Here is a 14,172-nt window from a genome sequence, read left to right on the forward strand (position 1 = left end):
CACAAAATTTGCGCCAGCAGCCACCAAGCGCTGTACTAAGTGTGGTGGCACTATGAAGCGGGTGAAAAAGTAATGCATGAATAGAAAGCAGTGCTCCTGGGAGCACTGCTTTTTACTTACTGTCTTTGTCCTGTTGCTGCTGTGTCTTTTTGTCATTGGGTCTGTCTCTGTAGACCGTAGCAACGATCCTCCGCTGTTCCTCTTGCTCTTGTCTGTCTTTGTCCATCTTCAGTCTTGCTTTGTGTAAATGTCGTAGTGTAAGCCTTGGCCTGCGGGCATCGTTGTAATCTGTGTATGTGGGCTGTAGGGCGTCGTCTAGTTCCCGCTTGGGGGCAAATTCGTGGTATCGCATGATGTCTCCTTTCTTTGTATTTATCTCCCCAAAAACATAATCAAATACATAGAAGATTATGTTCTGCGCTAATGTGCTGATTTACAGCGTATAAAAGCGTTCACTTTTCTGGTCGCTCAACCGAAACATAAGGAAATACAATAAACAAAACAGAAGGTTATGTTATGGGAGGGACACATGAAGCAAGCGAAGACACTGACTGCAAAGGAGTTCAAAAGGGCGCTGGCAGTCGCAAAGGCGGGTAGGCATGCCGAACGGAATGCACTGGCGCTGTGCTTGTCCTACTACGCAGGGCTGCGGGTCAAGGAGATAGCTGCACTGACTGTTGGTGATGTGTATGACACCAGCGGTAACGTCAAAGAGGTCGTTACCCTGTCAGCAAGCCAAACAAAGGGTCGTAAGGGCAGGGTAGTGGTAGTCAGCAAGAAACTGGCTATGGTGCTGGCTGATTACGCTAGGGCACAGAGAAAATTGCTTGCTCATGTACATCGTCCGCTGCTTCGTTCCCAAAAAGGCTCAGCGTTTTCTGGTAACTCGTTGTGCCAAGTGTTCTCTAAATTGTACTCACAGGCTGCCATTGACGGTGCTAGTAGTCATAGCGGGCGCAGAACGTTCATTACGAATCTTGCGCATAAAGGTGTATCTGCAAAGGTACTAATGACTTTGGCAGGTCATCAGCACATGAGTACCACCCAGCGTTACATTGATGTGAATGATGCAATGTTGAAGGCAGCTGTGGAGCTGGTGTGACGTTATACGGTGAGGCTTGAAGGACTGCTTTGGCGCCAACAGCGGTCATTGGATCTACCACACAGGACTTTGCCGCCGGTTTGCAGGGCAGATCCGCCCCTTGTGTTGATGAACAAGCACCTAAGGGCGTTGAGACTGACCTAATCTACTGATATATTGGGAAAATGCTCTAAAAAACTCACTGCTACGGCTTACGGATATGCTGCAAGAGTGTCCCGAGTGAAAGGCGGTGATTTGCCGCATAAAAAGCTGTTAGGTATTTAGGAGAGTTCAGTGGATTGGATTCCAGCAATTTCTACAACTTCATTGTTAGCTGTATGTGTTTGGCTAGGTAGAAATCTTATCGCGACGCGATTAACCAAATCAGTTCAAAGCGAATACGATATAAAACTAGCCAGAATTAAATCCGAATTTACCAAAGAGCAAGAGTTGCTAAAGTCGGATTTAAAGTCCAAAGAGCTACAATTAGAATCTTTAAAGGGATTGGCGCTTGGCGGTTTGTCTACTAGGCAGGCTGCATACTTTGCAAAGCAGGTTGACGCTATTGAGGTTCTGTGGAACCAAGTAATAGACTTATTGCCTGCTAAGTCTGCGGCACAATCCATGGCAATAGTGAAGTTTGATGAAGTACTAAAGTTAAGCGAAACTGATCAGCGCGTTAGGGATATGTTTGAATCTATCGGTTCTCATGTTGACCCTTCCAAAATCAATGTCACTGAAGCTCATAAAGTGAGACCTTTTTTATCACCAGTGCCTTGGGCATACTTTAGTGCTTACAGTGCTATCGTAACTCATGCAGTTCTTAAAATGCACATGCTGAAAAAAGGTCTCAACTTACCAGATGTTGCCGATGGTCATTACTTGAAAAACTTGGTGGCAAAGGCACTGCCACATAGAAAAGATTATATTGAGCAAGTGGTAACTGGAGATTATTATCATTTACTAGAAGAGCTAGAAAGTTTCATGCTGTTGAGCTTTGATAACACATTAAAAGGCAAAGAAGATACCGAAGCAGCATTAAAGCAAGCTTCTGAGATCATAAAAGCAGCAGAGAAATTAACTAATTCTGATCAAGAGCAAAAAAATACCTAAAAAGTTATTCAGAAGGACGCGAAACGTTTGGCTTGCGCTTCCGCCTTCTGATTTTAGTCAGCCATTTATGCAATCATTAGTAATGGCGTTATGCATTCGTGCAGCAAGGAGCAATATCATGAAAAAACTAATCTTAACTGTCGTACTCGCTGGTTTTTTTTCATCAGTCGAAGCAAATGAAATGTATCGTGCTCCATCATCTGGAGACAGCGGTACATATTTCATTATCACCAGTGAAAAAGGAAACGATGGAATACTCACTGTTCTATCAAGTCGTATCGGCAAGAGAAATGCGTATACCGATTTCACTAAGCTCAACGTAAATTGTGAAACCAAGCAATATTTTGAATTAGGTGGCAATAGCGAAGACGGCGCAAAGAAATCTCCATCAAAACCTCTTAATCAGTGGTCTAACTCCAAATGGGTGTCACTGGTGCCTGGTTCCAGTAAATCTGATTTGGTTCGATATGTTTGCAACAAGCACAAATAATCAAATGCATAAAAGCCATTACAGTTCGGGACTTTCAACAAGTTGTCTTCCCTCACTAAGTTCGCTATTTTAGCCAACTATTAAAAACCCCTGAATGGGGCGCTATTCGAATAGAGGTAGCCAATGAGTTTCCTGATATATTTGGATCAAAACACTTTAAGTAATTTACGTCAACGAAAAATTGAAGAATCTCAAAGCGATCTATTTAGGCTGATGAAGTATGCCTTAAAATCTGAGCAAGTAACGGTTGTATACTCTCACGTGACCTTAGATGAAATTCTTCAAATATCAAAGGAAGAGTATCAACAAGAGCATATCGATATATTGACAGAGCTAGAAGCCAAGTATATAGAGCCCTTGGCGCGTACATTGAATAGCCACTCACCAGAACAGATTTGGCGTGCTCACATAGAAAACAAGCAATCAAATATTGAGCTTGGCATAACAAACTTAATGGAGGTTAGTCAGTTAACTTCTCGTAAAATGTCAGGCTTGCCCATTGATGAAAGCTTTGCTGAGATTAACGAAAAAATTAAGTCTGGCCTAGACACTTTGATTGCTAAATGTGAAGCGCAATTGGCATCTATTGATATAAAAAATCTAGATGAACCTTTGAAAGGTTACTTTGTGTATATGCAAAGTCAAATGGACGAGCTGAGAGCAAAAAAGGCTTCGCTATACGCGCCAGACATTGCTAATATTCAACAAATCGGACCGCAACCTTTCAGAGATATGCCGGAAGTCAAAGCCTTAGAAATCAAAACTATTCAGGCTGAAAATGTTGTGAATGCAATCGAAGAAACGTTTAACGTAGAGAATACTAGCTTTAACATTACTGATTATTTCGCGGACACACCTGAAAACGCTGTTGCGCGAGCATATAGCTTAATGAACTGGGCTGGCTATTACGCAGACGATTTTACGAAAACGAAAAAGGGTAAAGATCGCTTCAATGCTTCGAATAATGATATGCAACATGCAGTATCAGCTTTAGGCGTAAACTTTTTAGTTTCAGATGACAAAAATTTTGTCAAGAAAGCCAAGGCATGTTACGCATACGTGGAATGTTCAACGGTAGTATGCGAGCCAAAAGAATTCATAGATAAATATTGCAAATTCGCATAACAAACCGCTAGGAGTGCATTAGCAATGCGTGACATTTTAGCCTTGCGTTACGTTTAGTGTATAAGGTTGTTTGCAAAGGCTTATGTATCGTTTTGCTCACACCTTAACAGGGCGTACTTTTCAAGCCCTAATGACTGCTTTGTGGCGGCAGAAGTCCCTGCAGCTGAGTCAGTCAGGTCTGCCTGGCGCCCAACGCTCGGTTCGGCGCCAATTCCGGTCATTGACGTTTACCACGCGCGGCGTTGCTGCCTTAATACTGAGCAGATGCCTTTCGTGCTGATAAGTAAGCTTCCAAGGCCATTGAGCACGATCTAGTCTACTGATATATTGGGGAAATATACTCGTAATTTCACTGCCACGGCTTGGGGTTATGCGGCAAGAGTGCCTCAAGAGGAAGGCGGCGATTTGCCGCATTAGGCTAAAGGGTAATCTATGAAGTGTGTATACTGCTGTAATGAGATTAAAGAGGGGGAGTTTGCGCGTGAACACGTTCCTCCAAAGTCTTTTTTTAAGAAAGGCATCTCTAGTTTGATCACTATTCCCGCTTGTCGAGGTTGCAATAATAAAAAGTCCTCAGATGATGAGTTCGTTCTGAATATATTTTCTATGTCGGACCTAATTTCTATCAATCCTGAACATCAGTTCCACATCGATAAAGTGTTAAGGGCAGTTAAGCGCCCACAGAAAGTTGGTTTTATGAATGACGTTCTGAGTTCTGCTCATACGGCTATAACCCCTGAGTGATCGAAGAACGCATTTACTTTTGACGAGAACAAAGTTTCAGATTGGGTGGGGCTAAATGCTCAGGGCTTATTGGTTCATGAGAAACACGTAGAACATTGTAATTACAAGCATTCCACAATCATGTTGAACCTACTTAAGGTTGAGTTTCCTGAAGAGAAGCAGTTACTTGAGTTGACACTTTCATTTGCTAAATCAACCCCAAGTAAACTTGTCGGCTCTTCAGAGTTTGAATATTGGATTCAATCCCAAGATGGTGGTTATGTTGTTATACAATGCTTTTATCAGGAATTGTTCTTTTTAACGATGGTTGAGCGATGAAAGATTTAGTCTAACAAGTTGTTTAAGAGTGTTTTGAAGTTAACCAGCTTGAGTGGACTCCAGTGAAAGGAGTGTGGCGACAAAAGCTACAGAGATTGGTTCGGACGATCATGCCGCTTCGGTGTCGCAACCGATTGTTCGTTGCCCAACATAAAGGTCAGTATTTTGATCCCCGTGCGGCGCCTGAGATAGTTCTAATGTCAGTGTTGTCGCGACTCTACTCAAAGTTTGGTTTTCGTCAGTTCATTTTCGAATTTATTAATTGATAGTATGTGGTTTATGAGAATCACGACTAAGCATTATCACGGTGAAGGTTTAATGAATACGGAAATCAGCCAAAAATGGACTCGGGTACAAGCCGCTATGAAGCGAAGTATGGATTGGATCAAACGTAGCCTGGCTTCTGTAAGGAAGAGTGTGCGGCAAAGACCGTGGCTTGTTATACCGACTGTTCTCGCTTTGGTTTACCTCTGGTTCATGGTGATCGCTCCTTGGACGAGCGGAATCGATAATCTTTTCAGCGTTTGGTACCACTGGCAGACCTTCAATGCGGCGATGATCGCGTTGCTGGCCAGTATAATTGCCCTGTATGCGGCGCGATACCAAGAGAAAGAAAAACGACTTAGAGAGCTTTTAGCATCCAGAGCAGTACTTCCTGAAGCGTGTAGCAGATTAGCGTCAACACTCAAAGAAATCGCCTTAATCTATAATGGGGCATACGCACGTTGTGTTGAGCCAATTGATCGTAATCTGGATCTTATATCGACAAAAGAACTACCAGAGACCTCAGAGTGGGTGATCACTACAATCAGGGATTGCATCAAAGTGGCAGACGACAGAGCCATCAAGTTGATGTCGGATGTTTTTGCAAAGTTTCAAGTTACACAGGCTCGTTTGCGGAGTTACAGCAAGGAGAAAGTAACAGGTATGAGCAAAGTGAACCTAGACACTGAAATCGTTGAAGTTACGAAGCTGTATACGCTGGTTATGCACACTCTGGAGTATGCACGCGGAAACGATATTCCTTGTGAACTCTTCACTAAAAGGGAGTTGATAAATTCAATGCTTAATTTGAACTTCGACGAAATACAGCACGCAAATAGTTATCGGCGCATTCAGGAGATGCCCATCCCAGATGGGAGTACCGCTGTAACTAGTTAAGCCCAAAATTTTTTGACCTGATATTGAAAAGTTTTGTCCGGGACCATTAATTGGCGTGAAATACTTAACTGACTATACTGGACTCCGGCCTCAAGAACCAACGACCTCTATGTGGCGTCAGGCGACATCTAGTTATCCGTAGAAAAGCTTACTTCGTGCCTTGGGTCGGCTCGGAACTAGTTACGGACATTGGAGTTCACCACGGGCGGCGCTGCCGTCTTTTGTACTGACAAGTAATCAATCACTTGCATTGAACTATCCATAATATACTGATATATAATAAAAATCACTTCAGGCTCTCACTGCTGCAGCGCATAGACAAGCGGTAAGTGTATCTCGAGTGGAAGGCAGCGAGTTGTTGCATGAAAATAGCTGTTTAGTTACATGGAGGTCTAAGTGCTTTTTTCCATAGATACCGGTGAATACATCGACTACATTCCGCATGAGAGTGATTTCAAGCTTTGGAGGAGTCGGCTTACCGACGATGAATATCAAGCGATCGTAAACGAGCTCGAACAGTTGATTTCAGGCAATGAAGTTCACACCTCTAGCTGGATACCTGGAAACGACTGGTCTGGCACTGTTTATGACCCCATCTATCAGAAATCTTGCGACCAGAATCCTGAGCTATCTGGAATGTGCTTTGGTCTCTTTTTGTGGGTTACGATACAGAATCGCGACGACGTATGGGGGTTTGGTCGATATGAGAAGAACGGGACTCCAATTAGTGGAATGACCTATTTTCGGCTAGACAGGCCGCCGATTCGTCATTGATGGCAACTTAACAAATCAAAGCAGGCGAGGGTGTCTTAGATCATAATCTATAACTAGATAGCACTGCCTAATCATTGAGACTAAGATTCAAGGTGTTCTTTCGCCGTCGATTTAGCGAAGGAAGAATGTAAGTGAAACAGCGGGCTTCAATAGCCTTAGGGCACATTTAGTACCCTAAGGCTTTTAACGCTTAACTCATTTGTTTGTCGAGTTCTTCAAGTATTTCCTTAGGGCTGTGCCGGTTGCTACACTTGAAAATTAGGCTGATAAACTCGAGTCTGCAACATATATTATTTGTAGCACTGGGCACCTTTGGTAGTTCGTATTGGATTCTAACTGTAAGGAATAAGTCTTTAAACTCTAAGTAAAACTCGATTTCGAAATGCAGGAATAAATCATCCTCGCCGTAAATGTCATGAGCAATTTCCTTTAGATCAACACTTGAGTATTTTAGTTTACAAAACGACATTAGCTTTTCGAATTCGTCAGTGATCCTACCGTAGGCCACATCATACGGCTGTTTTATTGCGAGATATTGTGCTCTAAGAATGTCAAAGGTCGTATCTGAACTGTTTAAGTCTCCGCAGATTGATTTTTGAATTGAATTAATGAGGTCATCGGTGATTAGGGGGATAAAACTTACATAACGAACAGAGCTTTTATTACAATCAAAGTCAAAGCTGGCGTTGCTTGCACCGGATGGAACGTACTGAAGATTGAATTGGTAATTGTGTATAGACATAATGTTTGTCCTTTTCTAGGTCAAGCGGAATTGCTTGATGGGACACATAATGACAAACACGTGGAAGGGCGTCTTAGCCAGCTTTTATATGTGCGTGATACAAAAACTGGCTAAGACGTTGAGATAGGTAATCGCTAGTGGTTATCTAATCCCTTTCAATACATTGTGCTTTATCTGAGAAATGCACCCTTTTCCTTGTGCTATTAGCTTGTCGATATTGCGAAGGGCATCGTTAAAATCAACCCGCTTGATGTCATCGGTGCTGTAGTCTTCAGGTGACGTCGGGTTGTCTACAACAGCAAAGTCACTCAGTCTCTTGCCGCATAGTCCGTAGAAGTCGTAGGTGGCCTTAAATCTGCGCCAACACGGCTTTTCGGATGTGATGATGTGCAAGTAGATGCTGAAGGTGTCGTGGCTACCTTCACCATACCCTTCAATCTCAGTAAGCAATGCAGCATCAATCCATCGTTCATACTGCTCTAGCTTTGCGTTGGTCTTCCCTTTAGTGATTTTCGGTAAGAATATGCTTTTAGCAATGAGTTCGTTTGCTTTAGACATGATGCTGACTAGCTCATCTTTGTATCTATGCGCCAGGACATCTAGGTTCTTGTCGTTGGCCACCTTTAGGTACAAGGTGTTGGCGTGAGGAGTATCGGCGCCCTGATGAGCTATCTGGATGTTCGAAATGGGGTCTAGAGTCAGTTTAGATTTTGTGTCGTTTATCCATTGTTCGAAGTAGTCTGCGTAGTAGTCGTAGTCTTCATCCAGTATCAGCTGTGACAGGTCGCCCCAGTATTGGGTGATTGTGGCTAGCTCTGCTATGTCATTGGTCGCTTCGCTATCGCATTGGCTTAGGTAATCGCTGTAGTCTCGGCTTGCAGTTAGTGCTCGAAAGTACAGGTAGTGCCATTGATAGTTGTTGTTGATGACGAAGTCGGTCATCTTCGTAAAGTCTAAAGCACTTTGCATGTCTACTTCCTTGACTGAATGTATCTATGACTCAATGACATCGTTATGTATTTGAATGTCGTTGTCTAGTGCATAGGTGATAGTGATTGTTGGTAATTGTTTGCTGTGTGACAGGTACACTAAAGCAACAAGCCCACCGTTCATGAGCTTGTTGCGTCCTACGCCAGCGACAGAGCTACTATCTACTCGCTTCTTGTGCGTAAGAGGTTAGTGTATGTTTGTGTTGGTTACGTCTAGGACGTCTGTGTTTGTGGAGGTCACTTTTTTTGAAATGTAATTTGCCCAGCCAGCACTAGTGATGGGCTGAATATCGATTTTGCAAAATTCGCCATAGACTGCTCGTTGCCAACTGTATTTTATCAGTGCCGCAAACTTATCGGGGCTCATGTCCGCAGGCTTGTGCAGGGCTAGATGATAATGAAAGCGTTGGCTGATTCCATCACCCTCAAGCATAGAGACGATAGGCGCACTTTTAGTTTTGTCTACTTTTTCTTTACGTTTGAAATTCTTGTAGCCCAACCCACTGTTATAGAAGCTTCGGAATCGGTTACAGCACGACTTGGCCATAGCCTCGGTTACAGCCTGTTTAGTAGGAAAAGTAAGCGTTATGGCGTAGTTGAATTCAGTACAACTTTCTTCGATCCAGTCGATGACCGCCTGGCGGTTTTTGTTCATTGGGTGTGCCCTCATTTTATAGTTATTTATCATTTAGCTAATCCATTAGCTCTGAATTTTTGTTGTACTCAGGTTGGGCTCATGGGGAGGGCGCATTTGAAGCGAAGTTGGAACGCCCATAAAACGAAGAATATCGCTATAGCATTAGTGTATTAGGGGTAAATACGTATACACGGGTAGTGGGACCCGAGGAGGTATATGGAAATTAATGACGTTTATACAGAACTGAAGGCACTTGGCCTTTGCAAGTCCGCGCATCGGTTCAGCGAGGAATTCATGGGAATGCACAAAAGCTACTACAGCGTCTTACAAGCAAAGCAGCGGCAACCTAGTGCCACTGCACTATGCAGGCTGGAGTATGCGCTTAGCGTGCTGGCTAGGCAGCTTAGCTTGGAGTCTGGTTTTGCATCTTACAATCAGATGCAGCGTGTGCGGGGTTTGCAGGAGCATGTAAGGCTGATGATTGCCGCTGAATGCGCAAATAAAGTCGATAAGATACAATATTTTTCAGATCGAGCATGGTTAGGAGGAGCTGATAGTAAGTAGGAGCATGCTGTTATTTTCGCTTAGTGCTAGGGAAGTGATCGAATGAATCCCCTTACTTCAGAGATACTAGCTTTACTTCCATCTTCTCTATACCAAACTATCGATTTGACTCCTTCCGCGTGAGAAAAGTAAACCAGTTTTTGGTCAGAGTGAGTATCTTTCAAGCAAACAACGCGAAATTCTTTCTCTATGTCTTTATAGTTGTCTTCGTGATAATTTGGTGATTCAGAACCGTAAACAGCCAGGGTGAAGAACACACCTCCGGCGTCAATTTTTATCACGTCTTTAATTTTGATTCCAACAAGTCGGAAGCTAGTCCGTGAATTGTCGTGAAATCTGTATGTGCTGGGAATCTGTTGAGCGCATGACAAGGATAGTTCGAACAAAGCTTCTTTTGACCATGAGTTGGCCTTTGAAAAGTTAGCATAAAAAATTGTAGCAATTAAAAAAACAAAGAGCATCTGATTTTTTTCATACTAGGAGTGTTTCTTACTGTTTATTTTTTGAAACTTAGAAGAGTAATAGTTGCTTAATATTACCATATGATGTCCTATTCACTCAATTTTTAAGTCTTTACTTAGTAGGCGCCGTCCTTGGCTTACCCTAATGATAACGTCCTTAGTACTGCGCTTGTCAATAAGGTGGTTGTCAATTAGCGAATTAATCGTGTTAATTCATTATTAATCTTTTCTCGTTGTGATGTGTGCGATAACAGAGGGCCTGGTGATGCTTAGCTCGAATGAAGATAAAGTGGCTTAATAATGGCTGTTTTGGTTGGTATTATGGTTTCGAAGGCGATTTGAATTGCTTATCAGCTTGGCCGTAAATTTGATTCACATTTTATACACCTAGCGTGGTGTACAGTTACAATGTCCTCAAGTTTATGTGGGGTCTATTACATTGTGAAAATGGAATGAATTATAGGAGTTGGGCTATGGTTAAGTTAGCAAGAGTCCTTGCGTGTTTAGTTCTTTGCTTTCTGATCGCTGGTTGTAGTGATGGTTTTGGAAATGATGAGTTTAACGGTGGTGACAGTACCATTAGAGATTACTCACTCCTGTTTTCGCCGCTTCCTGAGCCCATATATCCTGAGGAGAACCCGTTTAGCTTAGCTAAGTTTAGACTAGGTGAGCTTTTGTTTTGGGATCCTATTTTGTCAGCTAATTTAGATATCGCTTGTGCAACTTGTCATCACCCGGACTTCGGATGGGCAGATGGCCGAAGCTTTTCGATAGGTACAGGCGGACATGGTTTGGGGCCTGGCCGCTTTGGTGATATTTCCGGAAGCATCAACGCACCAACGGTAGCGAACGTGGCATTTACGGGGTTAACTATAGATCTAGATATTAATGGGTTTAGATCTGGAGGTTATTTTTGGAATTTACGAGCTAACACTTTGGAAGAACAAGCCCTGGGTCCTATTAAGAATCCGGTAGAAATGAAAGGGTCTTTGTTTGATGAAGATGAAATTATAGGTGTCATAATTGATAGGCTACAATCAAATAATGAATATCAAGCATTATTTTATGAGGCATTTGGTTTAGGTAACTCCATTACTATTGAAAATTTAACTAAGGCCCTCGCTACTTTCCAACGCGGTTTAGTTGGTAATGATAGTCGTTTTGATCTTTTTTTGAAAGGTGAATATTCAGCTTTAAGTGAAATAGAGGTGATAGGACTAAATCAGTTTATTGATACTGGGTGTGTGGACTGCCATAATGGTCCAATGTTATCGAATAATATGCTTGATGAAAGCAAGGTTGTTTTTCCTGAACTGGGTGCAGTAAGAACACCCACGCTAAGAAATATCAGTAATACCGCACCGTATATGCAGGATGGCTCACGGAGCACTTTGAGTCATGCAATAGCTGTATACGAGGATAGGCAGGATCTTGGAATTCGAGGCCCTGAAGAGGGGTTTGAAGTTATCAGTGTGTTTTTAAGAAGCCTTGATTCTGTTGTGTACTCAAATATTCCAAATGAAGTACCTAGTGGTTTACCAGTAGGCGGTGATATATAGAAGAGTATTATGTTTGTTTAGATTTAGACTGAAAATCACAACGTAGATATATTGGTAATGGTTTATATAGTGATGACTGAACTTAGAGATAAACTAACTGAATTATGTGATGAAGTAAAAGCAGAAGGCATTTTATTTTGCTTTGACATGCAGAGTTTAAGTTCTAGCTTAGCATACCTAGAAAGCGAAGGCCGGCTTTATAACGCATTATTTAATAGAAGGATGATTTTAACAACAGATCTTATTTCAACGAACTTTTGGCAGAGACAGGTGGTGCATATGACTACGCATAAAGGGTTTCGTCAAAGATTTTATGCTCAAAGTGATTTCTGGTTTTACAAAAAAAATGAGGTAAGTAGATTGGAACCTAGTGTAGTTCATAGCTACTTATTGCCGATACCTGCAACTAAAGTAGCATGTCGATTTATGTTGTTATACGACACTAGAGAGAAGTGGTTGGAGTCTAACATGGCAGATATTGAATCAAGATTATATCTTTGGATGGCAAATCTCAATATTGGTGATTATAATAATTTGAATGTATTTTTAGATTATAAAATTATAAGTAAAGTATCGCATATGGTGTTGCAGTGTTTAGCTGCAGGTCAATCAAGAAATAAAATTGCCAAAGAGATGCGATTGACTTTAAGGGGGGTTGATTATCACGTATCTCTACTTAAGCAGTCACTGAGGGCTAAAAATACTGCAAACCTAATCTTTTCCGCTAGTTTATTGAGGTTGATTTGAAGTTTCTAAAAGCAGTCCGTGCAATAAGCTAGTTAGACGACTGCCTGTTGGTTGTTATTCTAAGAAGAACTAATTCATGGATGGTGTAAATTTCTGTAGTTGTCTATTTTTATTGATTGAGAACCCACCAAATATTATATTTTTCTAAAACACTTAGATAGTCTAAGTTTACCGTATCTACGAGAGCAGCAAGTGCATTCAAGAATGCTGGTGTATAGTATTGTCTCCCAAAAGTTTCTATTCACTCTATATATTAATAATTCGCACAATTTGGGATTATATGATACGATATAATTCTTGTTATCACTTTTTGTAATAGACTTGGTGGTTACTATTTTCATGAAAATCCCATTGCGTCGCAGCTAAACTTTGATGTTTATGCATCTGATGGCTTTTGTTTTAAACATATTACATGAAATTTCTTCTGACCTGTAAATATTCGTATATTCTTCTTTAAAATCTTCTTTCTCACTGATTAAATTGTTTACTGCTGCCGGAATTATAAAAGAGCCTCCTGAAATCTTTATTATTTCCGAGTTCTCTAAGCTATTTTTTACTTGTAGATTGAAGTTTGACATAGAAAATGCGAATTTATTATGAAGAATGCTTTTGTCTATGATGCATTTCCCTAAAAGATTTATCATTTTCTCTCCTGTCGGTATATCGTTTAGTTCCCAACTAACTAATGCATCGTTTTCATATATTTTGTATGTTAGCTCTGATGTGTATCTATGTTCATTGATGAAATATGACTCTGTTCTATGCGCAATATAATCATAATTATTGTATCTGTTAATATTTTCGTATATAGTCTTAGCAGTATAAAACGTGCTTATGGCAAACAAGATTAGTGTTGTTGCAAAAAATTTAAACCAGGTCATTGTGATATCTCGCAAGTCTTATTTTCTATCAATGATGTTATAGTCTCTACACTATCTGTTATTACAGACTGTACTTTTGCGTCTATAACACAATCTACAATATATATTCCAGATTTATAAGATAAAAAGAATACCTTTCCTAGCGGGAAGAAATTCTTTAAATCCGCTTGTTTTATTTCGGTTGGATCAACATTGAATAGGTTGTTCATTTCAGGCTGATGGTGATTGTACATAGCCAAGTCTATAAAAAAGTATGCATTTCCTTTTTGAAACAAAACGAACTCACCCGAATCTATGGCACCATGATAATTTGCTAAATATATAGTTTCAACAAATAGTAAAAAAAGGAGCGCTAAAGATACAGCTTTGAGCGTGTTTTTTTCAACTCTTACTGTGCTTAAGTTTTTGATATAATCATTAGCTGTGAACTCTTTAATTGGGTTGCAGGTAATAATTTTTGCTGCTTTGTTTAGTTTATAACAACTTTCATTATTTACGTCCTTGATAGTAGAAATGATTTCTATGTCCTGCGTTGAAGATATTTCACTTAAACTGGTTCTAAGCTTGTTAATGGCAACGAGCACGGAAGATTTTGATATAGCCTTTCCCCTCCATGCATTTGATTGGATCTCTGAGATCGACACTGGTGATCCATTATGTTCAATAAGAAGCTTTAGAACGTTAAGTTCCGGAGTTGTTAGCTTTTTTTCACCTAGGTCACTTACAGCAGTGCGCTCGTTGAGCAATAGCTTCAAAATCACCCCTTAGTACAAGTCGCGAGAAAGC

Annotated in this window: 14 protein-coding genes; 9 read left to right on the plus strand and 5 right to left on the minus strand. The window is 41.1% G+C overall.

The features are described 5' to 3' along the window. The first annotated feature begins 529 nt into the window (after positions 1-529). From ACN0R1_RS18020 to ACN0R1_RS18045, 6 genes are all read left to right on the plus strand, one after another. Positions 530-1,102 (plus strand): tyrosine-type recombinase/integrase, encoded by a 573-nt coding sequence (locus ACN0R1_RS18020; RefSeq protein ID WP_417585372.1) that lies wholly within the window; start codon positions 530-532, stop codon positions 1,100-1,102. A 273-nt stretch (positions 1,103-1,375) separates the two neighbouring features. Beyond that, positions 1,376-2,194 (plus strand): hypothetical protein, encoded by an 819-nt coding sequence (locus tag ACN0R1_RS18025; protein WP_417585374.1) that lies wholly within the window; start codon positions 1,376-1,378, stop codon positions 2,192-2,194. A 118-nt stretch (positions 2,195-2,312) separates the two neighbouring features. Further along, complete coding sequence (locus tag ACN0R1_RS18030) at positions 2,313-2,684, plus strand: hypothetical protein (protein WP_417585376.1); 372 nt, start codon at positions 2,313-2,315, stop codon at positions 2,682-2,684. A 123-nt stretch (positions 2,685-2,807) separates the two neighbouring features. Next, positions 2,808-3,809 carry a hypothetical protein gene (locus tag ACN0R1_RS18035; RefSeq protein WP_417585378.1) on the plus strand — a complete coding sequence of 334 codons (1,002 nt, stop codon included), beginning with the start codon at positions 2,808-2,810 and terminating at the stop codon, positions 3,807-3,809. Positions 3,810-4,673: 864 nt separating this feature from the next. After that, positions 4,674-4,871 (plus strand): hypothetical protein, encoded by a 198-nt coding sequence (locus ACN0R1_RS18040; RefSeq protein WP_417585380.1) that lies wholly within the window; start codon positions 4,674-4,676, stop codon positions 4,869-4,871. Positions 4,872-5,189: 318 nt separating this feature from the next. Next, on the plus strand, positions 5,190-6,032 hold the full coding sequence (locus tag ACN0R1_RS18045; RefSeq protein ID WP_417585382.1) for a hypothetical protein: 843 nt from the start codon (positions 5,190-5,192) through the stop codon (positions 6,030-6,032). A gap of 964 nt (positions 6,033-6,996) precedes the next feature. Here the strand turns inward: ACN0R1_RS18045 and ACN0R1_RS18050 are convergent. From ACN0R1_RS18050 to ACN0R1_RS18060, 3 genes are all read right to left on the minus strand, one after another. After that, positions 6,997-7,548, minus strand: a complete 552-nt coding sequence (locus ACN0R1_RS18050; protein ID WP_417585384.1) for a hypothetical protein — start codon at positions 7,546-7,548, stop codon at positions 6,997-6,999. 141 nt (positions 7,549-7,689) lie between these two features. Continuing rightward, the gene (locus tag ACN0R1_RS18055; protein ID WP_417585386.1) at positions 7,690-8,517 is read right to left on the minus strand and encodes a hypothetical protein; all 828 of its coding nucleotides are present in this window, start codon (positions 8,515-8,517) and stop codon (positions 7,690-7,692) included. A gap of 207 nt (positions 8,518-8,724) precedes the next feature. Continuing rightward, a complete protein-coding gene (locus ACN0R1_RS18060; RefSeq protein WP_417585388.1) occupies positions 8,725-9,192 on the minus strand; it encodes a hypothetical protein in 468 nt (155 codons plus the stop codon). A gap of 198 nt (positions 9,193-9,390) precedes the next feature. Here ACN0R1_RS18060 and ACN0R1_RS18065 point away from each other — a divergent pair, with 198 nt between their 5' ends. The 3 genes from ACN0R1_RS18065 to ACN0R1_RS18075 all read left to right on the plus strand — a co-directional run bounded on the left by ACN0R1_RS18065 (position 9,391) and on the right by ACN0R1_RS18075 (position 12,505). Next, positions 9,391-9,738 carry a DUF6626 family protein gene (locus ACN0R1_RS18065; protein ID WP_417585390.1) on the plus strand — a complete coding sequence of 116 codons (348 nt, stop codon included), beginning with the start codon at positions 9,391-9,393 and terminating at the stop codon, positions 9,736-9,738. A 934-nt stretch (positions 9,739-10,672) separates the two neighbouring features. Beyond that, positions 10,673-11,758, plus strand: a complete 1,086-nt coding sequence (locus ACN0R1_RS18070; protein ID WP_417585392.1) for a cytochrome-c peroxidase — start codon at positions 10,673-10,675, stop codon at positions 11,756-11,758. 72 nt (positions 11,759-11,830) lie between these two features. Beyond that, complete coding sequence (locus tag ACN0R1_RS18075) at positions 11,831-12,505, plus strand: LuxR C-terminal-related transcriptional regulator (RefSeq protein WP_417585428.1); 675 nt, start codon at positions 11,831-11,833, stop codon at positions 12,503-12,505. Positions 12,506-12,867: 362 nt separating this feature from the next. On the opposite strand, the gene ACN0R1_RS18080 is transcribed toward ACN0R1_RS18075, so the two are convergent. After that, positions 12,868-13,386, minus strand: coding sequence for a hypothetical protein (locus tag ACN0R1_RS18080; RefSeq protein ID WP_417585394.1), 519 nt, complete (start codon positions 13,384-13,386; stop codon positions 12,868-12,870). Then, positions 13,383-14,141 carry a winged helix-turn-helix domain-containing protein gene (locus tag ACN0R1_RS18085; RefSeq protein WP_417585396.1) on the minus strand — a complete coding sequence of 253 codons (759 nt, stop codon included), beginning with the start codon at positions 14,139-14,141 and terminating at the stop codon, positions 13,383-13,385. The genes ACN0R1_RS18080 and ACN0R1_RS18085 overlap by 4 nt, the downstream gene beginning before the upstream one ends. Positions 14,142-14,172: the final 31 nt, after the last annotated feature.

This window comes from Nitrincola sp. (genome assembly GCF_048264025.1).
Taxonomy (GTDB): Bacteria; Pseudomonadota; Gammaproteobacteria; order Pseudomonadales; family Balneatricaceae; genus Nitrincola.